General features: G+C 43.5%; 15 protein-coding genes. 10 read left to right on the forward strand and 5 right to left on the reverse strand.

The annotated features are described in order from the left end of the window. The first annotated feature begins 83 nt into the window (after positions 1 to 83). The 3 genes from QUF61_RS03915 to QUF61_RS03925 all read left to right on the forward strand — a co-directional run bounded on the left by QUF61_RS03915 (position 84) and on the right by QUF61_RS03925 (position 6,149). On the forward strand, positions 84 to 2,414 hold the full coding sequence (locus tag QUF61_RS03915) for a two-partner secretion domain-containing protein (protein ID WP_289680564.1): 2,331 nt from the start codon (positions 84 to 86) through the stop codon (positions 2,412 to 2,414). Positions 2,415 to 2,743: 329 nt separating this feature from the next. Next, positions 2,744 to 4,339: a DEAD/DEAH box helicase family protein gene (locus QUF61_RS03920; RefSeq protein WP_289680566.1), complete on the forward strand. Its 1,596-nt coding sequence runs from the start codon at positions 2,744 to 2,746 to the stop codon at positions 4,337 to 4,339. 211 nt (positions 4,340 to 4,550) lie between these two features. Then, positions 4,551 to 6,149 (forward strand): AAA-like domain-containing protein, encoded by a 1,599-nt coding sequence (locus QUF61_RS03925; protein WP_289680568.1) that lies wholly within the window; start codon positions 4,551 to 4,553, stop codon positions 6,147 to 6,149. Positions 6,150 to 6,178: 29 nt separating this feature from the next. Here the strand turns inward: QUF61_RS03925 and QUF61_RS03930 are convergent, their stop codons facing one another. Next, positions 6,179 to 6,490, reverse strand: coding sequence for a hypothetical protein (locus QUF61_RS03930; protein ID WP_177428394.1), 312 nt, complete (start codon positions 6,488 to 6,490; stop codon positions 6,179 to 6,181). On the opposite strand from QUF61_RS03930, the gene QUF61_RS03935 reads away from it, so the two are divergent. Then, entirely contained in the window at positions 6,471 to 7,001 is a 531-nt protein-coding gene (locus tag QUF61_RS03935; RefSeq protein WP_289680571.1) for an SCO family protein, read from the forward strand. The genes QUF61_RS03930 and QUF61_RS03935 overlap by 20 nt on opposite strands. Next, positions 6,998 to 8,386 (forward strand): sensor histidine kinase, encoded by a 1,389-nt coding sequence (locus tag QUF61_RS03940; RefSeq protein ID WP_289680572.1) that lies wholly within the window; start codon positions 6,998 to 7,000, stop codon positions 8,384 to 8,386. The genes QUF61_RS03935 and QUF61_RS03940 overlap by 4 nt, the downstream gene beginning before the upstream one ends. A 152-nt stretch (positions 8,387 to 8,538) precedes the next feature. Here the strand turns inward: QUF61_RS03940 and QUF61_RS03945 are convergent, their stop codons facing one another. The 4 genes from QUF61_RS03945 to QUF61_RS03960 form a co-directional block, all read right to left on the reverse strand. Next, the gene (locus QUF61_RS03945; RefSeq protein ID WP_289680574.1) at positions 8,539 to 8,949 is read right to left on the reverse strand and encodes a hypothetical protein; all 411 of its coding nucleotides are present in this window, start codon (positions 8,947 to 8,949) and stop codon (positions 8,539 to 8,541) included. Next, positions 8,946 to 11,198, reverse strand: a complete 2,253-nt coding sequence (locus tag QUF61_RS03950) for a nitric oxide reductase activation protein NorD (RefSeq protein WP_289680576.1) — start codon at positions 11,196 to 11,198, stop codon at positions 8,946 to 8,948. The genes QUF61_RS03945 and QUF61_RS03950 overlap by 4 nt, the downstream gene beginning before the upstream one ends. A gap of 96 nt (positions 11,199 to 11,294) precedes the next feature. Beyond that, positions 11,295 to 12,104, reverse strand: coding sequence for a CbbQ/NirQ/NorQ/GpvN family protein (locus QUF61_RS03955; protein WP_289680578.1), 810 nt, complete (start codon positions 12,102 to 12,104; stop codon positions 11,295 to 11,297). An 85-nt stretch (positions 12,105 to 12,189) separates the two neighbouring features. After that, entirely contained in the window at positions 12,190 to 13,569 is a 1,380-nt protein-coding gene (locus QUF61_RS03960; RefSeq protein ID WP_289680617.1) for a ribulose-bisphosphate carboxylase, read from the reverse strand. 759 nt (positions 13,570 to 14,328) lie between these two features. Here QUF61_RS03960 and QUF61_RS03965 point away from each other — a divergent pair. From QUF61_RS03965 to QUF61_RS03985, 5 genes are all read left to right on the forward strand, one after another. After that, on the forward strand, positions 14,329 to 15,966 hold the full coding sequence (locus tag QUF61_RS03965) for an ATP-binding protein (protein WP_289680579.1): 1,638 nt from the start codon (positions 14,329 to 14,331) through the stop codon (positions 15,964 to 15,966). A 715-nt stretch (positions 15,967 to 16,681) separates the two neighbouring features. Beyond that, the gene (locus QUF61_RS03970) at positions 16,682 to 17,668 is read left to right on the forward strand and encodes an ABC transporter substrate-binding protein (RefSeq protein WP_289680581.1); all 987 of its coding nucleotides are present in this window, start codon (positions 16,682 to 16,684) and stop codon (positions 17,666 to 17,668) included. A gap of 146 nt (positions 17,669 to 17,814) precedes the next feature. Next, the gene (locus QUF61_RS03975) at positions 17,815 to 21,933 is read left to right on the forward strand and encodes a response regulator (protein WP_289680582.1); all 4,119 of its coding nucleotides are present in this window, start codon (positions 17,815 to 17,817) and stop codon (positions 21,931 to 21,933) included. 142 nt (positions 21,934 to 22,075) lie between these two features. Then, on the forward strand, positions 22,076 to 24,184 hold the full coding sequence (locus tag QUF61_RS03980) for a response regulator (protein WP_289680583.1): 2,109 nt from the start codon (positions 22,076 to 22,078) through the stop codon (positions 24,182 to 24,184). Next, positions 24,177 to 25,742 (forward strand): BatD family protein, encoded by a 1,566-nt coding sequence (locus QUF61_RS03985; RefSeq protein ID WP_289680584.1) that lies wholly within the window; start codon positions 24,177 to 24,179, stop codon positions 25,740 to 25,742. The genes QUF61_RS03980 and QUF61_RS03985 overlap by 8 nt, the downstream gene beginning before the upstream one ends. Positions 25,743 to 25,761: the final 19 nt, after the last annotated feature.

Consider the following 25,761-nt stretch of genomic DNA (forward strand, 5'->3'; position numbering starts at 1 on the left):
TCCAGTGATTACCCAGGCTTCCACGCTGATATTAGCCCGTCCTCAGCCGCAATATAAGCAATTTCTTTATCAGCAAGATTGAAATGATTAAAACTTTATCCAAAATCTTTGCTTTTATTCCACTTATCATAAGCACTGCTTACGCTTATGCTGAAATCACAGTGGATAATAGTCTCGGTAAAAGACAAACCTTATCAGGGCCAAATTTATATATCCAGGCTGATTTGGGACAGCAAAAAGGCAGCAACTTATTTCACAGTTTTGCAACATTCAATCTAAGCACTGGTGAGAATGCGGTATTTTCCGGCCCGGATACTGTTAAAAATATTATCAACCGTGTCACCGGTGGAGCGGCTTCGTATCTTGACGGCAGTCTGGTGTCTTTGATTCCTGATGCGGATATGTATTTTTTTAACCCGGCGGGCATCAAGTTTGGGCCAAACGCACGTTTGAACCTGCAAGGTTCATTGTATGCCAGTACGGCAGATTATCTACGCTTAACAGATAATGTCCGTTTTGAGACGGCTTTTCCTGAAAACAGCCACTTAAGTTCAGCCCCACCTGCCGCTTTTGGTTTTTATCAAGATGCGCCTGCCAGCATTGTCAAACAAGAAAGTTTTTTACTGGTACCCGCAGGTAAAACACTGGCTTTTATTGGTGGAGATATTGAACTTCAGGATAGCTATGCTGCAATGCAAGAGGGTTTGATACTGAGCAGTTTTATCGCCGCATCGGGGGGAGAGATACGGCTAATCAGCATAGCCTCAGCGGGAGAAGTTTCGATAAATCCATCGGAAACGATAAATACGGATTCTGTGCGGTTCGGTACAATCCGCATAACGGATGATACGCTTGCCGAGAAAAGTCTTGAAAGAAAAATTGCTAACGTGGAGGTCAGCGGTTCAGGTAGCGGCAGGGTCTTGATACAAGGTGGAAAAATCATACTGAATAATGCTTATATTTTTGCAGATGCGCGAGGGAGAAAAGACAGTCGTGGTATACAAATTAATGCCACAGAAACCTTGATATTACGTAACGGCGCAAGAGTAACCGCCCAGGCTGTAGACAGGCCGGGTAGTACAGGAAATGCTGGAGATATTATTGTAAAAGCAGGGAATATCAAATTGCATCAGGCAAAAATCACCAGTTCCAGTGATACTGCTGGAAATGCTGGAAACATTGATATTGAAGCCGATAAATCGATAGAAGTTTCCGGTCAGTTTTTAGGTTTCAGTAGTGGGCTATCAACCGCGGTAAGCAGCACCGGTAAGGGCGGAGAAATTATAATAAAAACCCCTGCGCTGATGGTTGCAGATGGTGCAGACATACGTTCGGATACACAGGGAAATGGTGATGCTGGTAATATTGATATTCAGGTTAAAACCTTGAATGTTAATTCCGGCGGACAGTTGTCAGTGATTGCAGGAAGCAGGACTCAGGCTGAAGGCAGCGGCAATGCAGGTGCATTAAAAATCAACGCAGCAGAAGCCGTTTATATCAACGGGAGAAAAGATAAAAACTACCCCTCTGCGTTACTCAGTAATGTATTCTCTAGCGGGAAAGGTGGAGAAATCATGGTTGATGCGCCTTTGCTCATAATAGAAAATAACGGGCTTATTCAGGCTGGTACGCAAAATACAGGTGCAGCAGGCAATATTATTATCAATGCGGATAAAATAAACATTGCTCAACATGGGCGATTAAGCACAGAGACTTTAGGAGCGGGTAAAGGTGGGGATATTCTTATTAACTCAAAACTTACTCAGTTAACAGAAAATGCTGTTATAGCCACCAGTTCCGGTAATAACATTGTCAATACTGGCGATAATAACCCAGGTTCTGAAAATAAGGCAGTCAGGACAATTGAAAAACTGAACCTGGGTGATGCCGGTAATTTATACATTGATACTGACAACGGTGTTATCCAAATGCAAAACAGCAGCCTGCATACCTCCACCACACAATCTGATGGTGGCAACATCACGCTGTCTTCACTGTCTTATCTGTATCTGGCAAACAGTGAAGTGAAAACCAATGTCAGTGCCGAAGAAGGTAATGGTGGTAATATTAAAATCAATCAACCACAGTTTGCAGTTTTGCAGCATAGTGAAATTAATGCGGGTGCTATCGGTGGCAATGGTGGCAATATTTTTTTAACCGCTGATTTTTTGGCACAGTCTACGGACAGTTTAGTGGATGCATCTTCCCAGAAACAAGTCGATGGTCAGATTGTGTTTAATGCCATTGATTTGGATGTGAGTGAAGCTTTGGTGTTGCAGGTGCAGCCTTTGGATATGCGCAATCAAGTAATGCAGGCTTGTGAATGGCGTGGGTTAGATGAGGTGAGCAGGATGCGTATTAGTAACATTCAAGCAGTAGCGCCGCCGGATGCTTTACCTTGGAAGATAGAATAGGTGCTGAAAACTCCGAAGAACTTTTTTACCTCTACTAAACAACCACCCGCTAAAAGACGGGTGGGTTAGAGCATTTGGTGGCTGAAAGCCGAGATACAGGGCGGACAAGCCCCTTTGGGGTGTTAGTGCTAAAACCCATATTTTAAGTTTTACCGTTAAACATCAGAGATAAATCTGTTCGCCTGAAAGGCGAAGGTTTTAACCTTGTGCATGGAAAATAAAGTCTCGTCATTTAACGGTATATAAACCTGTAAAAATAAATAAATGCCAGATAGTGCAACAGGTTATACTTGAGAGAGATAATAAATCCAGTATAGAGTTAACTCATCATGGAAAAATTTTTTAACAATGCCGGGCCTTCGGTTCCCAGCAAGCACTATACAATTGATCCTCTGCAAAGGATTGATGTTGATAATATAGAAGCATTGATTGCACAAGAACGTTATTTTGTATTACATGCCCCGCGCCAGACTGGAAAAACCACTTGTTTATTAGAACTGATGTTTCATCTCAATAAACAAGGCAAATATCAAACTTTATATGCCAATATTGAAGCAGCACAGGCTTTGCGTGGCGATGTAAAAAATGCCATGAACAATATTTGTCATGCAATAGCACATCATGCAAGTATCTATCTGAATAATACTCAATTGCAGGACAAAGTAGGTGATTTATTAACTACAAATGCCAGCGGTTCATTGACAAGTTTATTGACTTATTGGACACAGGTTTCTGATAAACCTACGGTATTATTTTTAGATGAAGTTGATGCTTTAGTTGGTGATACTTTAATTTCTTTATTACGCCAAATCCGTGCAGGTTATGCCCAACGCCCAACGGCTTTTCCACAAGCGATTATTCTTTGTGGGGTTCGTGATGTGCGTGATTATCGGATACATACCCAACACCAAGAAATTATTACTGGTGGTTCGGCATTTAATATCAAAGCCGAATCTCTACGTTTAGACAATTTGACTGAATCCGAAGTACGGAATTTATGGCTGCAACACACAGGCGAAACCGGGCAAACTTTTGATGACAATATTTTTGTCCAATTATGGGAAGATACGCATGGACAACCCTGGTTAGTAAATGCTTTAGCTTATGAACTGACTTGGCATAATAAACGCTTACGTGACCGCAATGTGCCTATTACTTTGGAAGATTATTGGCAAGCAAAAGAAAACTTGATTCAATCGCGTGCAACCCACCTTGATCAACTAACTGATAAACTTAAAGAAGCAAGAGTACATAGTGTAATTTCCGCGCTATTATCTGGTAAGGTTACAGGAGATACCATTCCAACTGATGATGTACAATATGTGATTGATTTAGGTCTCATAGAATCTCGTCCACAACTGCGTATTTCCAATCGCATTTATCAGGAAGTTATTCCCAGAGAATTAACCTGGACACGGCAGATTACCATTGCTCATGAACAATCCTGGTATCTCACTCCGCAGCGTCATATCGACATGCCCAAACTCTTGAGCGCTTTCCAGCAATTTTTTCGGGAAAATGCTGATGCCTGGATAGAACGCTTTGATTACAAGGAAGCCGGGCCGCAATTACTGCTCCAGGCATTTTTACAACGCATTATTAACGGTGGCGGACGTATCAACCGGGAATATGGCCTGGGCCGCAAACGCACAGATTTATTCATTGAATGGCCCATCAGTGAAGAAGACGGTTATTATGGCGCAGTGCAGCGCATTGTGTTTGAGTTAAAAATCCTTTACCAATCACTGGAAAGCACGGTTGTAGACGGCTTAAAACAAACCGCTGCTTATGCCGAGCAGTGTGGCGCGGATGAAGCGCATTTACTGATTTTTGACCGCCGCCCCGGCATAGCCTGGGACGATAAAATCTGGCAAGACCCAGCCCGTCATGTGGGGCAGCGCTCAATCAGCGTTTGGGGGATGTGAAAAAACATATCCATTTATTTATCTTTTGGCTTATCCGCCACCAGGGCTTTATCCTGTCTTTTGGCAAACCAGCACTGATATTTTCGTAAACGGTAGTCAATGAAGTCTCGTCATTTAACGGTATATAAACCTGTAAAAATAAATAAACCCCATATAATGCAACAGGTTATACTTGAGAAAGATAATAAATCCAGTATAGAGTTAACTCATCATGGAAAAGTTTTTTAACAATGCCGGGCCTTCGGTTCCCAGCAAACACTATACAATTGATCCTCTGCAAAGGATTGATGTTGATAATATAGAAGCATTGATTGCACAAGAACGTTATTTTGTATTACATGCTCCACGCCAGACTGGAAAAACCACTTGTTTATTAGAACTGATGTTTCATCTCAATAAACAAGCTAACTATCATGCTTTATATGCCAATATTGAAGCAGCACAAATAGCTAGAAATGAAGTGACACGCGGTATCAATACAATTGCCAGTGTTATTTCCCGCGCAGCAAGTCTTTATTTAGATAATCAAGATTTATTATCCTGGTTAGAGGCGTATCATGGGAAAATCAATACTGATGATTTGCTGAGTTCATTATTAGAACACTGGACAAAACAATCAGAAAAACCCACTGTATTGTTTTTAGATGAAGTTGATGCTTTAGTTGGTGATACTTTAATTTCTTTATTACGCCAAATCCGCGCAGGTTATGCCCAACGCCCAACTGCTTTTCCACAAGCGATTATTCTTTGTGGGGTTCGTGATGTGCGTGATTATCGGATACATACCCAACACCAAGAAATTATTACTGGTGGTAGTGCATTTAATATTAAAGCCAAATCGTTACGTTTAGGTAATTTGACTGAATCCGAAGTACGGGATTTATGGCTGCAACATACGGCAGAAACAGGGCAAATATTGGATGAAACTATTTTTCCTCAGTTATGGGAAGATACCCACGGACAACCCTGGTTAGTAAATGCCCTGGGTTATGAATTAACTTGGGATAATAAACGCTTACGTGACCGCAATGTGCCTATTACTTTGGAAGATTATTGGCAAGCAAAAGAAAACTTGATTCAATCGCGTGCTACCCACCTTGATCAGCTAACTGATAAACTTAAAGAAGCAAGAGTACATAGTGTAATTTCTGCGCTATTATCTGGTAAGGTTACAGGAGATACCATTCCAACTGATGATGTACAATATGTGGTTGATTTAGGTCTCATAGAATCTCGTCCACAACTGCGTATTTCTAATCGCATTTATCAGGAAGTTATTCCCAGAGAATTAACCTGGACACGGCAGATTACCATTGCTCATGAACAATCCTGGTATCTCACTCCGCAGCGTCATATCGACATACCCAAACTCTTGAGCGCTTTCCAGCAATTTTTTCGGGAAAATGCCGATGCCTGGATAGAACGCTTTGATTACAAGGAAGCCGGGCCACAGTTGTTGCTCCAGGCATTTTTACAACGCATTATTAACGGCGGCGGACGTATCAACCGGGAATATGGCCTGGGCCGCAAACGCACAGATTTATTCATTGAATGGCCCATCAGTGAAGAAGACGGTTATTATGGCGCAGTGCAGCGCATTGTGTTTGAGTTAAAAATCCTTTACCAGTCACTGGAAAGCACGGTTGTAGACGGCTTAAAACAAACCGCTGCTTATGCCGAGCAGTGTGGCGCGGATGAAGCGCATTTACTGATTTTTGACCGCCGCCCCGGCATAGCCTGGGACGATAAAATCTGGCAAGACCCAGCCCGTCATGTGGGGCAGCGCTCAATCAGCATTTGGGGGATGTGAAGCACAAAAAGTTTATCCATTTATTGGCTTTATTCTTTGTGCTTTTCCTCCACCAACGCCTTATCCTGATGTTTCGCCAGAGGATACAGCGTATACCCCAATTGCCCCGCGCTGCTCAGATAATACAATCCCATGCCAAAGCCAGTATGCAGCAACAACACCCCGGCGATGTTGATGATGCCCGGTGCTATCGTACCGACCAGATTGCCACTCATGGTTTGTTCAAATTCATCCGAGAGTTGCAACAGCGTTTGTAAACGCTCCAGTGTGCCGTCCATGAAAATGATTTGTGCAGTATCGGTGCAGATTTTGAGGTTAAATATGCCTAAAACACGCGCCACTTTGGGTGGACTGCTGATTTTACTGAGTTTCAGCCTATTGTTTGTTCTGCCTTTGATTCCCTTACATAGCGGTAAAATTGCACAACTACCATTTGTTTTAGAACGCGAAGCACATTTTGTGCTGGTATTTTTTGGTTATCCCGGTTGTAACGAAGTTTGCCCACGGACTTTACAAAACCTGACTGAAATCTATCAGAATTATTCTCAGCAAGTTGCTTTGCAAGTGGTTTTTATCAATTTACATCCGGGTGCCTCCCAAGTTGCAATACAGGCTTATGCAAAAAATTTTCATCCCCATTTCCAGGGGGTTAATTTAACTGACCAAATATTGGAAAATCTAAAGTCAAACCTTGGTGTAACTGCAATAAAAACAATGGACAAAAGTAATGATATTCTGCATAGTGAGCAGCTTTATTTATTAGAAAAATACAATAATGACTGGAAAATTAAAGTGATTTACTGGAACACTGATAAGTTGAGACAAGGCTTATATAACGATATGAATTCATGATAATAAAACAACATTTTACAAAAAAACCACGTATTTCATTTTCAGAACGCCTGACCCAAGCTTTTCTTGAGGATTATCAGCACGTTGATAAAATGATGCTGATATTATTGTTTTTACACTGGTTTACTGCCTCAACTATCATGGCCTATGCTTATGGCCTGTATACCTTGGGTTTTGTCGGTGGTGGGCTGGTGATGTTGATTGCCACGCTGGCTTATATGCTTTATCGCGGTACTGTGGTTTTTCGCATTATTGTGGGCATTTCCCTGATGTTGTTCTCAGCCATTTTTATCCAGCAGCATTTAGGGCGTATTGAGATGCATTTTCATGTCTTTATCGCGCTGGCATTTCTGATTCGCTACAAAGACTTCATCCCTCTGCTTGCTGGTGCTATCACAACAACTGTGCATCACGCGGTTTTCAGTTACTGCCAAGTGTATGACATTACGCTATTGGATATGCCGATTAAAGTTTACAACTACGGTGAAGGTTTCAGCATCACCCTGTTACATGCCGCATTTGTCGTACTGGCTGTTTCCGTCTACATCTATATGATTCAGTCCTTGCGTCAACAGTTTATCAAAAATATTCAATTTAGCGATACACTGGAATTAAAAAACCAGGAGATTGAACAATCAAAAATCGCACTGAAAAAAGAAAAAGAAAGAGAAGTGGCGGCTAATAAAGCCAAAAGCCAGTTTATCGCCAATATGAGCCATGAACTACGTACACCGCTGAATGCGATTATTGGCTACAGTGAAATGCTGCGAGAAACTGCTGAAGAAGAAGCGCGGCAGGAAGACGTTACCGATCTGGAAAAAATTCATGTGGCTGGCAATCACCTATTAAGCCTGATTAACGACATCTTAGATATTTCCAAAATTGAAGCAGGGAAAATGGAGATTGCACCACAGGTGTTTAATCTTCCAGCTTTAATCGAAGAAGTTGCAGTCACAGCTGAGCCACTCATCCATAAAAATCATAACCAGTTTAACTTGATCATGGAAGATGATTTAGGTGAAGTGAATACTGACACTACAAAATTGCGCCAGATATTATTAAACCTGCTCAGCAATGCCAGCAAATTTTGTAAAAACGGTAATATTGATCTCGATGTCAGTATGCAACAACAAGATAATGAAACCTGGATTAATCTCATTGTCACTGATGAAGGCATTGGTATCAGCGAACAACAATTACAAAAACTCTTCCATGCCTTTGTCCAGGCTGATGCCTCAACCAGTAATCAATATGGTGGCACGGGTCTGGGGCTGGTTATCAGTGAGCGTTTTGCGCGTTTAATGGGCGGGCGCATTGAAGTCAGCAGCGAAGTGGGTAAGGGGAGTTGCTTTTCTGTATGGTTGCCTGTGGGTAAGATAAGCTGAGTTCGGCGTAAGCTTCTTTTTGCACTAATCGCACAAAAAACCGCTTCCACCTCAGGCCAAGTTATTGATAGTGTGTACTGAATTTAAGTGGTTTTTATTAAAAAACCTTACGTTGGGTTCAGCTTAAAATAAGCGGAATAAAGCAACTATCTTCACCCATTGGTTTCCAAACCCAGCGTATAAGCTGCCAAAAGCGCATCCATAAGGGATTTATTTTCTGTCTGCTTGTCAGTATCAAAATATTGCTGCACGATAAGCTGTAATTTATTGATAATTTGCTGTTTGCGCCATTTTTCTTCAAAACCCGGTATATCAAAGTCATGCTTATGACAGAATTCTACTGCCACTCCCTGCGCTTCACTAAACTCGATATCTGACACTTGCATGACTTCAAACAGATATGAATAGGTGTCGATATCATTGTTATTTGCAACAAAATAATCAAGGGCGGGAATATGGCCCGTGGTATCCATTAACTTATCCAGATCTAAAATGCTGGCGGGTTGATAATTGATACCTTTAAATGAAAAACGAAAAGTGACTTTAATCGAGTTTGCCATCATTTAGTCAGACTCATAAACAGTTTGGGTAATTTTTCCGGCAGGCGATCAACATGATCGATGACTGAATATTGTCCACCAAAAATATCTTTCACATAGTCGTCAGCACGGGGATCAAGATTAATGCAATAGGTAAAAATACCGTCCTGATCAAGTTCCTGCACAGCCTTATGCGTATCCTGAATCAAAATCTGCTCATCATCCGTATCAATATCGGCAGGCTCGCCGTCGGTTAAAACCAGTAATAGCTTTTTATCGGCCTTTTGTTTTTCGAGGTAGTGCGCAGCATGGCGCATGGCAGCGCCCATACGGGTTGAATAACCTGCCTGAATTGCAGCGAGCCGCGCCTTGACGGCATCATCCCAGCGCTCAGTGAAGCCTTTGATATGCTGATAACGGACTTCATGTCGGGTATTGGATGAAAACCCTGCAATGGCAAATTTATCACCTAAATGCTCAATTGCCCAGGCCAGCAAGGAAACCGCTTCCTGGCTTAATTCCAGAATGGTTTGCTGACAGCCGTCAGGAATATCATTTAATGATTGTGACAAATCCAGTAATAACATGACTGCGATATCACGCCCATCATGCTTATGACTCATATTAATGCGTGGATCAGGTTGTGAGCCTGCTTTGTAATCAATCAAAGAGCGGATGGCAACATCCAAATCCAGTTCGCTGCCTTCTTCCTGATAACGCACCCGCACATATTGCTGTGGTTTTAAGGTATCAAGAATTTGTTTCAACCTTTTGGCAAGGGCGCTGTTTTTTTCCAGTAATTTGTCAATATCTGCCGCTGAGCCGGAAGGGTGCAGAGATTCATATAAACTAACCCAGTCAGGGCGATAGCTGCTGGAGCGATAATCCCACTCCTTATAATGCCGGGGGGGCAAACCATCGACTTCAATGTCTTGTTCTTTGGTTTCGCGGGTGGCATCATAATCTTCTGCTTCATCATTTTCTTCAATAAAAATCCACATGTGCCGATTGTCATCACGATAATCCACTTCAGTATTTTCAAACCGGATATTGGGGGATTGATCCGATTGCAGCCGGGTTTTTGCAATAAAAGAGATGGCGATGGAAGCCATTTCCTTGGGGCTTGACTCGCCCTGTTGCATGGCGGCATAAAAACGTTCGACAAATTCTTTGATAACTGGATTTTGATAACCATGATCCGCATCTAAAATGGCGCGGGAAAGCATAGCCAGACGATGCAGAATACAGGATTCTTTTTGGGGTTCACAATCCCCTTCTATGGGGGCGGGGTGTAATGCCTTAAGGATATTGCGCAAGCCGGGGTATTGCTGCATGGCCAGATATTCAACCCGCGAGTCTTCCAGCAGCTCCACACCAACCCGTTGGAAAGGGCTGAAATTGTCGGCAATAATGGGGCTGGTCCAGCGCCGATGCGCCGCCATATGGGCAATGGTTGCGCGGTAGCGATCAATGCCTGGCACGTTATTTTTATCGTCGTAGACATCAGGCAGACGAATGCCCACATTATCATAATAAGGCCGGGGTTTGCGCAGTTCATCAAAACCCAGGGAATAAGGCACAAACTGTTCGGTTTCATCCCACAGTGCTTTCAGGTAAGCGTCAAGCTTACGCTCGTTATCCATAAATAGAGTGCCATGACGCTCACGTTGCAACATGGCTTTACTGTCCGCAGATTGCAGGCAGAAATAGCTGGCCTGATAATCCGGGCGCATATAATAATTGCGCACACCGTAGGCCATCCAGTTTTTCAGGCCTTCAAGCGATAGCTGGCTAAGCAGATAGGGAATTTGTTTGAGTAATTCAGGCAGCCCCGGACTGGGGATGGTTGCATTCTGGTTATTATGGATAGAACGACTGGTGTCATTCATCATTTCCACAATGAGTTCGATATAATGCTTGAAGCTATCTTCTGAACCCAGTCTGCGCGCAGCTTCTGCAATGCTATCCAGAAACAGTGGAATCGCCTTGCCATTGGGGGAGCGCGACATATCCCAGACCGTCTGTGAAACCAGGGTCAAAGCGTCTTCACCAACCTGATGAGCAACCGTGGGCATTTCTTCAAGATAAACCAGCACCGGCTCAAAGCCCCTGCCAATCATACAAATCAGGGAGGCACCTTTAAGATAGTCCTTAACCCCCTGAGGGCTTAATTGCCGCAGCGCATCGTTAATACAATCTTCAAAAATATTTTCGAGTTGAGCAAAGCTGCATTGCAGTTGATCACGATAAACCTGAATTTCTTCTGGAGTCATTTGCTTATTACCTGCCAAACAAACGGTATTGAAAGAAGGACAAACACACAGTTTTGACCCTGCAAGATTGGACAAAGCATAGCGGCTTAATGTCTTTTATGCGAAAATCGTATCAACCGCATGATCCAAGGTGCTGCGAATATCCACATCATCCGTAATCGGTCTAACCAGCGCCATTTTGCAGGCGGCGGCAGGCTCAACACCCTCGGACATAAGGTTGGCTGCATAAACCAGCAAGCGGGTTGAAATCCCTTCATCCAGGCCATGACCTTTCAGATTTCTTGCTGTTTTACCAATTTTCACCAGTTTTGCTGCGGTCTCATTATCCAGATCGGCTTCTTTGGCAACAATTTCCACTTCCACTTTGGTTTCGGGATATTCAAAATCCATAGCGACAAAACGCTGTTTGGTGGATTGTTTAAGATCTTTCATCAGGCTTTGATAGCCTGGATTATAGGAGATGACCAGTTGAAAATCAGGATGCGCCTCGATCAGTTCCCCTTTTTTATCCAATGGCATGGTGCGACGGTGATCGGTGAGTGGGTGGATTACAACCGTTGTATCTTGACGTGCTTCAACAATTTCATCCAGATAACAGATAGCGCCCATCCGAGCCGCTACGGTTAATGGGCCATCCAGCCAACGGGTGCCGTCTGAGTCGAGCAGGTAACGACCAATTAGGTCGGATGCGGTCATATCTTCATTACAGGCCACTGTAATCAATGGTTTTTGCAGTTTCCACGCCATATGCTCAATAAAACGGGATTTACCACAACCTGTCGGGCCTTTGATCATGACAGGGAGACGGCGTTTATAAGCCGCTTCATACAGGCTTACTTCGTTGGACTGCTGCTCATAATAAGGTTCATCGGTAATTTTATATTGTGCAATATCAAAGTCGCTCATGACTGTTCTCACCAGGTGCTTGGAAATTGAAAGGCTGAAAAAAAAGCCCCTGAATCAGGGGCTTTTTTTTCACTGAAGATTCAGCTTACTTGTGAACGCCCAGTTTGTCTCTCCAACCTGGGAACAAGGCATCAGCATCATGCTCAAATGATTCGAAAGCGCGTGCAAACTCTTTATGTTCTTTCGCGTATTCGATAGGATCAGCACCTGTTTTCCAGCAATCATAAGCCTGTTTTAATGAGGCTGCACCAGCTGCCGGGCTGTCAATATGACCGTAAGAACCACCACCGGAAGTGTTGATAACGTTACCATGACCCAGGTTCTCAAAGAAGCCAGGCAGGCGCAACGCATTCATGCCACCAGAGATAATGGGTGTGGTTGGTTTCATGCCATACCATTTCTGATAGTAGAAAGGTCCCTGACACTCATCACGTTCAATCATGTAAGCGATGACTTTATCGGAAGCATCACCTTCCATTTTGCCATAACCCATAGTACCTACATGGATACCGGAAGCACCTTGTAGACGAGACATCTTAGCCAATACAAATGCGGTATAACCACGTTTTGAAGAAGGCGAAGTCACTGCACCGTGGCCTGCACGATGATAATGCAAGTACTGACCAGGGTAATTACGGCGTGCTGTGGTCACCATGCCAGGGCCACCAACATAACCGTCAACCAGGAAAGCAACCTGAGAGGCGTTTTCACCGAAGGCTTCCAGGATGTAGTCAGCGCGGGCGCACATTTCATGATGGTCATCAGCAGTGATGTTAGCTGAGAACAGCTTGGTTTCACCGGTTTCATCCTGTGCGCGGTTCATCGCATCGACCACTAAAGGAATAACCTTTTTCATGGGACAGAAAACCTGGTTACCTTGAGGCTCATCATTTTTAATGAAGTCGCCACCCAGCCAGAATTGATAAGCCGCTTCCGCAAAGGGTTCAGGGCGCAGGCCCAGCTTAGGCTTAATAATCGTACCGGCGATGTAACCACCATTTTCAACTGGACGACCCAGCATACGCCACATATCAGAGATATCCATGGCAGGGCCGTCAAATAAGCGCATCAACTTAGGTGGAACATAAAAATCTCGCATTTGAGAATTTTTAATATCACCCATACCCTGGTTGTTACCAATACACAGGGTCAAAAATGAAACCAGCATGGTGCGGCCATCAATCACATTGCGATCGAACAAGTCGATAGGATATGCAATCTTCATGATGCCTTTGGCTTCATCAATGAAGTAAACCAGTGCATCAACGCCTTTGGTAAAGTCATCCGTGGTAGAGACTTCTACATTGGTACCGGTGGAAGATTCTGCCGCAAAGTGGGCTGCAGCTTCCAGGTAACCATAACCTTCAGCAGGTTCCATATGGTATGCAACCAATATGTGTTTACCATCAGCCAGCAAATTTTCTTCATTCAAGCTCAGGTCGGAATAACGACCCGTTTGATCCAATAATGCCATAAGAAGTCCTTTAATTATAAAAAATTGCAGAAATACCTGGTTTTAATCCAAATAAAACCAAATAAAAATCAATTAGTATTTCCGTAGGAGATATGAGTATACATTTTCTGCCTGCATTAGGGAAACATTTAATTCTAATCTTCTTTACAAGCAATGACTTACACTCATCTTATTATAAATATATAAAATGTATCCTCACCATTTGCCCATTTTAAAAGGCAGTTCCAAGAGTTGATTTGGGCTTACGAAATATCAATGAGTTATGCCCCGGTGATTTTCGATAATGATGCTATCCGCTGAATCTATAGGAGTGAGAATTTTATAACTTCAGAAACTGGTCTTTTTCTCCATTTTCTGTATTGTGAAAACAGTTACATAGCTTGCTATGCGCCTGTTTTCACGCCTTGAAAATAAATAAAAATCCTGCGCCCAGTTCCTGCACTTATTTCATCCTCACTCCTATGGATCAAAATGCTAAGCGTTTAGTCTCCCCCTCGAAGCACCGACCTCCAGTCGGCACGGGCGGCTGAAAGCCACCCACTCCAGGGCTGGCAGAATGCCAGATGAACGGGTATGCTTTTCTGTGTTTTCCGCATATTCTGCGGCAAAAAATAATCAGAGTCTAAATAGTTATCTTTAATACCGTTAGTTTTTCAGATTCTCCTATAGCATTCAAAACCTACAAAGCTTATTATGTAAGTAGGCTCCGAAAGGGGTATTTTATTTGCAATTATCAAAGAGAGCGATTGAATGTCATTGGCTTTCAGACCCACTATTCTGCTGGTGGACGACAATAAAAACAACTTATTTACCTTAAGAACCTTACTGGAAGAACATATTAATAACCTTCATATTCTGGAGGCAGATTCTGGTCAGGAAGCTCTGCGGCTGATACTAGGTAATCCTGTGGATTTGATTATTCTGGATATACAAATGCCAGATATGGATGGCTTTGAAACAGCGCAGCATATCCATTCCTGGAGCCAGACCAGTCATGTGCCTATTGTTTTTCTGACAGCGGCTTATAAATCTGAAGAATTTCGCCAAAAAGGTTTTCAATCCGGGGCTGTTGATTATCTCACCAAACCTATCGATACCGCCCAACTCATTGGTCGCGTTAAAATCTATTTACGTTTTATAGAGCAAGAACACCTGCGTCTGACTGAGCTACAACATAAAAATACTGAATTAGAACAAGCGCATATTAAGCTGGAAAATTTAAGCAAACAAAATGCACTGATTTTGGATTCTGCCGGAGAAGGTATTTGTGGCATAGATTTGCAAGGCAACACCACTTTTGTCAATCCCGCAGCGACTCGAATGCTGGGGTTTAACTGTGAGGATATGATCAATAACAATCAACATGCTTTGATTCATCATAGCCATATCCAGGGAAAGCCTTACTTCAGCACCGAATGCCAGATTTACCTGGCAATGCAAAACCAGCAAAGTTATCACGTTGATGATGAGGTCTTCTGGCGTAAAGATGGCAGCAGTTTTCCGGTTGAATACATGGTTATGCCGATGATACAAAATGACAATGTTGTTGGCGCGGTGATTACTTTTAAGGATATTACTGAGCGTAAAGAAGCTGAACAGACATTATGCAACGCTAAAAAAACGGCAGAAGAAGCAAACCAGGCTAAAAGCCAATTCATGGCCAATATGAGCCATGAATTACGCACACCGCTAAATGCAATTATTGGCTATAGCGATATGTTAATTGAAGATGTCAGCGAAGCCACAGAACTGGCTGGCAATGCAACAGAAGATTCACCTTATCTGGAAGATCTTGAGAAAATTCAAAATGCGGGTCAACATTTATTGGGGCTGATCGATGATGTGCTGGATATTTCTAAAATTGAAGCAGGGAAAGTTCCCGTATCCAATAGCCTATTCAGTATCCAGAGTTTGCTAAATGAAGTCTTCGAACTTGCCAAACCCTTGGCAAAAAATCACTGTAACAAATTCGATGTGTTTATTGATGACACATTGATAAGTATGTACAGCGACATCACCAAAATTCGTCAGATATTACTTAATTTATTGAGTAATGCTTATAAGTTTACCGAGCAGGGAAAAATTACCGTCAATATACAGAAAGTCTTACAACAAGAAGAAAACTGGATCAGTTTTCAGATCAGTGATACGGGTATTGGCATGGATGAGGAGCAGGTCAATCGGATATTTCAAAGCTTTACCCAGGTCGATAATTCTGCCACGCGCAAGTATGGTGGTACTGGTCTGGGCTTGGCAATTGCCAAACATTTAACACAAATGCTGGAAGGGCAGATCACGGTAGAAAGTAAACTGAGAGAAGGCAGCACCTTCAGCGTCACCCTGCCTTTGCAGCAAACTGAAACACCTGAAACACCTGAAACAAAATAATAAATACTAAACAACCACCCGCTAAAAGACGGGTGGGTTAGAGCGTTTGGCGGCTGAAAGCCGAGATACAGGGTGGACAAGCCCTGTTGTTTAGCCCCAACGGGGCGCATTAATATAGCCAGGGGTAACACCCCTGGAATTGTATCCGTGCCATTCACGCCCTAAAAGGGCAGATTAAAATATTGCAATCATTTTAACCTGCCCTTTCAGGGCATAAACGTGTCATTTTCTACCCTGGGGCGCTGCCCCACTGCCATTAACTTAAGACTTTTGGTTAAAAATTATTGCTTTATTCTCATTGGGTGAGCAAGTATATCCCTGAAAGGGATAAACATACCAGCCTGGGGCAGCGCCCCAGGTAGGTTGTTTTGTTGAATTAGAGCCCTGGTATCATCACATTACACACCCAGGGCGTTGCCCTGGGCTGGTATATTATACCCCTTTGGGGCTGGCTGAATATTTTCTTAAGTTAATGGTAGTGGGGCGCTGCCCCAGGCTATATTAAAATACCCCTTTGGGGTGTTAGCGCTAAAACCCATATTTTAAGTTTTACCGTTAAACATCAGAGATAAATCTGTTCGCCTGAAAGGCGAAGGTTTTAACCTTGTGCATGGAAAATAAATAATATAAGTGTTGGAAGAAGCTTAGGAGCTTAGCTCAAACTCAGGTTAAAAATAGCAATACAACTCCAACTATTTTAAGAAGGGAAATCAACATGAAAATTACAACATACTTCAACGCGCTCTGTGCGTTCATGTTGCTTGCAACGACAACTGCGGTATCGGCTAAAACTACACTTAAAGTGGGCTACCTGCCAATCCTGGATCATTTAACGCTGCTCGTCTCACACGTACAAGACAATAAAAACTTTCAACAGGTGGATATTAAACCCAAATTATTTAAATCCTGGGGTGCAATGACCGGAGCCTTAAAAGCCGAGGTGATTGATGCCGCATTTATTTTGTCACCGCTGGCTATGGATACTTTTAACAAAGGCTCCAATATTCGGGCTATTTTGCTGGCACACCGCGATGGCTCTGCGATCACCATAAAAAAAGGTGCGAATATCCACTCCGCAGCGGACTTAAAAGGTAAAAAAGTTGCTATTCCATACCGGATTTCCACGCATACCGCCTTACTGAATCAATATCTAAGCAATGACGGTTTATCTTTAAAGGATATTAAAACCCGCATTATTGCGCCGCCTGATATGATTAAAGCCATGCATATTGGTGTTATCGATGCTTTTATTGTTGCTGAGCCTTTTGGCACTAAAGCGCAAAACCAGGGGCTGGGAGAAATCATGAAACTGACTAAAGATATTGTGCCCAATCATGTGGAATGTATTGTCGTGGTGCGTGAAGAAGTATTGCAGCAATCCCCGGCAGCCGTGGAAGAGTGGGTGGCAAGCCTGATCCGTGCAGGACAGTTTATCGACCAGGACAAACTGGAAAATGGCTCCAAAGCCGTGGCGCAAATGACGGCTAAAAAATACTGGCCATATAATAAAAAAGATATTATCAGTGGTTTACAAAACCCCAGTGATCGTATTTCTTTCAGTGATCTCAAGCCTGATAAAGCAGATTTTCAAACCATCGTTGATATTTCCATTGACAGTAATATTCTTGATAAAGTTGATCTCAACCGGTTTATTGAACCCAGGTTTTATCAAAAAGCAGTTACCGCAGAATCAGCAAATTAATCTGAGTTCAATTTAGGCTTCATTCATCGCTTAATGCGATGAAAGCCGCCAAAATCTCACGCTATTTATTGATAGTACACGCTAGATTTAAGTATTTTTGGATAAAAAATCTTATTTCAAATTTACCTTAAACTAAGGAAATAATCATGCGAATTCAAACCAAGCTCTCTTTCAGCGCGGTGGCTGCTACCGTATGTCTGGTAATCATTGGCGCGCTCGGTTTTTTTTATATCCAAGACATTGCCAAATTGTCACATAAACTGGTCAATGAACAAGCAGAGCCGATTGTGCAGGCCAATGAACTGGAAAAAGCCACCTGGGAAATCTGGTCGCGCCTAATTGTGCATACCAGCACCTCAGATTTTGAGCTCATGCAAAATCTGGAAATGGAAATCAAAGAACTTGAAGGAATAAGTAAAATCCAGCTTGAACAGGTCAGCGCCAATTATGCCAACACCGGATTGCCGCAAGCCTTAATGGAATTTCAAGAAAATTGGCAGAGATTCCAGGAAAAATATGCAGAAGTACTGCAACTGAGCCAGGAATTCAGTAAAAGTGACGGACAAAACCTGCTGCTTGGGCCGGGGCGTGAATTATTCAATCAGGCACTCAGCAACTTACGGGAAGAGGTGAATCTGCATCGCCAGGAAATGGAGCATTTGCGCAAACAAGCCTCCACCACCCGCCTCCAGGCTGGCTGGATTGTCAGCGGCATTACCGTATTAGTTGGCACTGCGCTGTTGATTATGTTATTAGGCATGGGACGCAGTATCAGCCGTCCACTGGAAACTGCGCTGAAAACCGCCAATCAGATTGCAGAAGGCGATCTGACTGCGCGCGCCGCCATGCATACCCGACGAGATGAAATTGGTACACTGCTTAATGCTATGAACGACATGGCTGAGCGCCTGCAACTGACCATCTCGGAACTGAGCAAAGTATTTGGACGTTTTTCCCAGGGTAATATGAATGCGCGCATCAAAACGGATTTCCCCGGTGATTTTGCCAAAATTAAAAGCGCCACCAATGAAATGGCAGACAATCTGCAAACGTTGATCATTGAAACCCGGCAGGCATTTGGACAATTGGCTGGCGGTAACATGGCGGTACGTATTGAGCATGAATTTCCAGGGGACTTTACTGATATTAAACAAGCCTCCAACGAAATGGCGGAAGAACTGCAAGGCGTGATCAGTGAAACCAGCCGGGTGCTGGATCACTTGTCACAAGGCAATATGGATATCAAGGTGGAGCGGGAGTTTGCCGGGGACTTTGGCGAGATTAAAAATGCCCTGGATGACACCGCATCCAAACTTAGCCAGACCACTAAAGAAAATGATCGGCAATCCTGGCTGAAAAGTGGACAAACACAGTTAAATGAGTCGATTAGCGGCGAACAAAACCTGATTCATTTAGCCGAAAATATTATCAACTTTCTGGTGCCTTACTTAGACGCACAGGTTGGTGCGGTTTATTTACAGGAAACGAGTGAAGATAAAACCGATGTTTTGAAAATGATTGCCAGTCACGCTTACGTGTGGCGTAAAAGTGGCGAGCATATGTTTCATCTTGGAGAAGGTCTGGTCGGTCAAGCCGGATTAGAGCGCAAGCTGTTTGTGATTACCCACGCCCCTGATAATTATATTGCCGTGCGCTCCGGTCTTGGTAAATCCAGCGCCAAAGAAATTCTGGTTGCACCTTTTCTTTATGAAGGCCAATTAAAAGGGGTGATAGAAATCGCTTCATTTGAAGCCTTCACTGAACTGCAACTGGAATTTTTCAAACAAATTCTGCCTAATATTGCCATTGCCATTAATACGGCAGAATCCCGTATGCAAATGCAGGCGTTGTTGGAAAAAACCCAGATTCAAACCAATCAACTACAACAACAGACTGTCGCGCTGGAGCAGCAACAGGCTGACTTGCAGAAGGCCAACGGAGATTTACAGGCACAACAAGAAGAACTGCATCAGGCTAATGAAGAATTACAATCACAAACCGAAGAATTACAGACCCAACAGGAAGAACTACGCCAATCCAACGAAGAGCTGGAAGAACGCACCCACGAACTGGAACAACAACGCAGCGCCATTCGTAAACAAAATGACAAGTTGGAAAAAGCACGCACGGCAATTGAGACTAAAGCTGAAGAACTGGCGCTGGCAAGTAAGTACAAGTCTGAGTTTCTCGCCAATATGTCGCATGAGTTGCGTACACCACTGAACAGTCTGTTAATCCTGGCGCAAATGCTGGCAAATAACAAAGACAGTAATTTAACTGAAAAACAAGTGGAATGCGCCAATACCATCCACAGTTCTGGTTCTGACTTACTGACTTTGATTAATGAGATTCTGGATCTGTCTAAAATTGAAGCTGGACGTATTGAATTACACGTAGAAACAGTACAGTTAGGTGATTTTGCAGCCTCACTGGAACAAAAATTCCGTCATGTTGCAGATGACAAGGCATTGGGTTTTGAAATCCGTCAGGCAGATAATCTCCCCCCCCACATCATGACAGATGCACAACGCCTGCAACAAATCATCAATAATCTTTTGTCTAACGCATTCAAATTCACCCGGCAAGGCAGCGTAATTATGAGCATGCACCAGCCGGATGCTAATGATGATTTATCGGGATGTACGCTGACACCACAACAAAGTATTGCTTTCAGTGTGACGGATAATGGTATTGGCATTTCGCCGGAAAAACAAAAAATCATTTTCGAGCCATTTCATCAGGCTGATGGCTCTACCAGTCGCAACTTTGGCGGTACGGGTCTGGGTTTATCAATTGCCCGCCAACTGGTTGAATTAATGGGGGGTAAATTCCACCTGCACAGTGAAGAAAATGAAGGTGCCTGCTTTACGATATATCTGCCCTTAAAACTGAATGCAAAACTGCTTGCACCTGACAATCAACCAGCCACTACGCAAGCAATACCTAACTTATCTGCTGATGCGTCTATCTCAACGGTATCGGCTGCCAAACCTGCCTCCCCTCCTGAGCCAGTGGCACTTGAGACAAGAGATAATGAAACTAAAATGGCAATACCTGAAATTCAGGATGATAGAGACAAGCTGGGGGAAGATGACAAATCACTGCTGATTATTGAAGATGATCCCAAGTTTGCCAAAATCCTTTTAGATCTGGCGCGAGAGCAAGGCTTTAAGTGTCTGGTAGCCTTAGATGGCGGCGAAGGCCTGCAACTGGCTGAAAGTCAACAACCCAGTGCAGTTATTCTGGATGTGGCACTGCCACAGGTGGACGGTTGGACAGTGATGGAACGCATCAAACTAAATCCCGAAACCCGGCATATTCCCGTGCATTTTGTATCCGGTTCAGATCAACAACGGGATGCACGACGCATGGGTGCTATCGGTTACTCCCTGAAACCTGTCAGCATGACGGAAATGGGCGAAGCCTTTCAGAAGATAGAGCACTTTATTAGCAAATCCGCCAAACACCTGCTTATCATCAGTGATAATGAGCAGCACCGGCAAGCCATATTACAAACTGTGGATAGTGATGATATTATTATTGAACATGCCAATGACAGTGATGAGGCCTTGCAGCATTTACAGCAGCAGGATTATGACAGCCTCATTCTGGATATCAGCAATAAAAAATTAGCCGGTCTCGAACTGCTGGAAAACCTGAGCAAAAATGAAAAACTGGCACAACTCCCCGTTATTATCTATAGTACTGACAGCTTAAATGAAGTCGAAAAAACACGCCTGGAAGAGATTGCCGAGCACCTCACCGTAAAAACTGCGCATTCTCCAGAGCGGCTACTGGATGAAGTGACTTTATTCCTGCATCAGGTTGAGTCACAACTCCCCCAGAGTCAGCGCCAAATGCTGCGCAATATCCATGATAAAGAGTCGATTTTCACCAGTAAAAAGGTGTTAATGGTCGATGATGACATGCGCAATGTGTTTGCCCTGGCAACCGTGCTGGAACAAAAAGGCATGCAGGCTTTAGCAGCAAGCAATGGCATTGAAGCCCTGGAAAAACTGGAAAAAAATTCAGATATTGATATTATCCTGATGGATATTATGATGCCGGAAATGGATGGCTACAAAGCCATGCAGGAAATCCGCAAACAAACAAAGTTTCGTAAACTGCCGATCATTGCGCTGACGGCAAAAGCCATGAAAGGGGATCGCGCTAAATGTATTGAAGCGGGTGCCAGTGATTACCTGACCAAACCGATTGACTCAACAAAATTATTATCACTGATGCGCGTCTGGTTATATCAATAAGACCAGCTATGGTTTGGTCATAAAAATAGCTTCATAGATAACATCCATTTAATATACGCTAAACATCTGAAGACTATTTACCTGAAAAGCGGTAGAAAATAATATTTACAACCGCTAAAAACGACTTGAGAAAATACAGCCCATGAGTCAATTAGCCATTATTTGTGTAGATGATGAAGCTATCATCCTGGATGCCTTAGAGTTAGAGCTTGAAAAAGCCATTACCGAAGACTGCCTGATTGAAATGGCAGAAAGTGCAGAAGAAGCATTTGAGCTGATCCAGAACCTGAGTTGCCAACACTACGAAATTGCCGTCGTCATTTCTGACTACATCATGCCCAAGCTTAAGGGGGATGCTTTCTTGGCCCAAGTGCATGAACGCCTGCCCCATACCATTAATATTCTATTAACCGGGCAGGCAGATACTGACGCCATTGGTAACGCAGTCAACCAGGCCAATTTATTTCGTTATATCAGTAAACCCTGGAATCCGGAAGCCCTGCACCAAACAATATGTGATGCGCTGCAACACTATCAATACCAGAGAAATAAACGGGTGCAGGAACTGAAATTAAAACACCTGGATCGCTTAAAAGATGAGTTTTTAGCCAATGTCAGCCATGAGTTGCTTACCCCCTTAAACGGCATTATCAGTTTGAGCCGATATCTGCTCAATGATCGCCATAACAACTTATTAGCCGCACAACTGGAAATGCTGGAGATCATGAGCAGCAGCAGCCAACGCCTGCAAACGCTGGTTAAAGATTTACTGGACTTTTCCCGCCTTAAACGCGGCAATATTGAATTAAACCGGCAAGGCTTATCCTTGTACGATTATGTGGAAGTTACACTAAGCCAGTTAAAGCCCTTGTTGAGAGATAAAGATATCCGCCTGGATAATCAGGTGCCTGAAAATCTGCCACAACTGTATGCTGACAGTAACCGCCTGCAACAAATTCTGCATTATTTATTAAATAACGCAATTAAGTTCACCCATGCTGGACACGTTCAAGTCTCTGCACGTCTGGTGCGTTATGTGATGGATTTTGAAAATATCAATGTCTTTGATCCCAGTGCATTGCAAGATCTCAATTTTGAGCAACAAGATTTAGAGCCTTTGCTGCAAGATCCCACGCAAAAATCTCAAATTTTTATTGCGGTAACAGTCAGTGATACTGGCATTGGTATTCCCAAAGAAAAGATTTCTGGTATTTTTAATGATTTTGAACAGATTGATGGCTCACGTACCCGCATGTACGAAGGTTCCGGCTTAGGTTTAAGTTTGACGCTCAAACTACTTGAATTACAGGGTGGTGAAATATTTGTTGCATCAGAACTGGGTAAGGGGTCGCAATTTAGTTTTATCCTGCCACTGGCAGGTACGCAAAGCCAAAACATAACACCAAAACCCAGCCAATCACAGCCACCAAGCACATTCGCACTGAGCAATAGGGTCTCAACACCCACCTCTGAATTAGCTGCTAAAATACAGAATAATCGCAATATACAAATCCTGCTGATAGATGATGAACCTGTTTCTTTAGCCTTATTAAGCAATTATTTAGAGTCAGAAGCTTATCAAGTCAGTACGGCAAGCTCCGGTATGGAAGCGTTGCATTATTTAGCCATGAGTGAAACACTGCCGGATATGGTATTGCTTGATATTATGATGCCGCAAATGAACGGTTATGATGTTTGTCTGAAAATCCGTGAATCCTGGTCTTTACAGGAACTACCTGTATTATTTCTCACTGCCAAAGCCAGTGCCGATGATCTGGTAACCGGCTTAAAAATCGGCGCTAATGACTACTTAATCAAACCCATACAACCAGCAGCGTTATTAGCCTGTATCCAAACCCATCTGCAACTGAAATACTTAAATGATCACAAAAATTTATCCACTCTGGCCTTTCAGCAAAGTCCTTACGCCAGTATCGTAGTCAATGAAAAAATACAAATCATTGATGCCAATCCTGCATTTATAAAAATGTTTGGTTATGATAAACAGGAATTAATCGGGCACAATCCCGCTTTGCTCAGTTCAGGACAACAAAAACAAGATTTTTATCAAAACTTCTGGACAGAATTACAAGAAACCGGCAACTGGTGTGGCGAGCAGATCAACCGCTGTAAAGATAACAGCCTGCGCCGGATCAAATTGCAGGTTCAGCGTACACAAGAACAACACAAAACCTATTATATCGGTTATTATCAAACGCTCGAACACGATGAAGAATTAAATCATGAATAAATTGATATATCTGGTATTACTCATCCTGGGGTGTTGTATTATTCCAACACATATAGTACAAGCCAAAGAACAGCAGGGTATCTGGGTTGAAGCACTGGTCAGCACGCCCAATCCTTACGTAAAAGAAACCGTCATTTACACCCTGCGTATTACCAGCACTGAACCCTGGCAAATTACCGAGCTTGAGCCATCTGCCCCTGCACTTTCCGGTATCATGTTATTAAAACGCCTGGAACAGGCACCGCGTTTTTACAGTAATCCTTACCGGGGCAAAACCTACAATGTTTCAGAATTTCACTATGCTTTAACGCCGCTGACTTTTGGGCAAATCACCATTCCCCCGGCTAAGGTCAAAATTATTTACCACAGCACCAGCAAATGGAACCCGTATAGTCGTAGCAGCAGCACGCAGACGCAACAAGTTGAACTCAGTAGTGCGGCACTGAAAATGGACATCAAACCCGCTGTCAGCAGTCTCGATAAATGGCAGCCTTTACAACAATTAAAAGTACGGGGACAAGTGGATCGCACATCCGGACTCAACATTGGTGAACCGGTCAGCTTGAGTTTAATGGTTGAAGGCGGCATTGCTCGTGGCGAACAATTACCCGCGCCAATACTAAAAGTGGATGAAGCCGATTTTAAGGTCTATCCGGAAAATACCCTGATTGAAGAAACCCTGGCAAAAGACAATCGTTATCTTGGCGGACGCCGCGTTGAAACCTATACCTTGATTCCGCAACGTGGCGGTTTATTAAAATTACCCCCGATTCAGATACCCTGGTGGGACTTAAAACGCCATCAAGCAACCCGTGCAGAATGGCGTGGAGAAAATCTGCTGATTAAAGGTGGCGGCATTGCCACTGCTGAAGATGAGCAACAGGCACGAAGTGCCGCCGCTTCCGGCAGCCTGTCCTGGATGTGGTTGGTATTGTCCAATTTTGTATTTCTGGCCATCGGCTGGTGGATAGGCGCGGGTCGTCCCGGCAAAGAAATCATGCAGGAAAAAGCCTTGCAGACTTGGCACTGGCTGCTGCTTGGCCTGCGCTGGTTTTGGCAGCGCAGCGCGGCATTACGCAATAAATTTCCCCAGGACAGTTTCCGCGAAGCCGGTGAAAACCTGCACCGCTACGCCACTGCGCCCGTTACCTATCTACCGCAGCGTATTTATCAGCTCAGTTTATTTGCACCACTGCGCTCATTTCGCTTTTTACGGGCGATTGAAGCAGAAACCGAAGCCAAAGCACTGGCAGCGCAACTGATGCGCTTTTCCCATGAAACCACAGGCACTGCTTTATTAACCCCCTTACCCGTGATTGCACGCAGTCTGGCTGCCACTTATCCATCATTAAATAAAACACGTTTACTGCAATTGTGCCAAAGCCTGGATCAAGCTTGTTTTGATCGTCCGGCAGCCTTTGACGCACGCCAATGGAAAATGGAATGTCGGCGGGTTTTCCAGTATTTACCCTTGTATAAACCCAAACCGCATTGTCCTGATGACAATCGTTTGCCCGGTTTAAATCCCGTTGCAGGATGTGTACTGCGCAGCACTTAACGTGCTATCAATCGAGAAA

Source organism: Candidatus Venteria ishoeyi, from assembly GCF_030378065.1.
GTDB classification, from domain to species: Bacteria; Pseudomonadota; Gammaproteobacteria; order Beggiatoales; family Beggiatoaceae; genus Venteria; species Venteria ishoeyi.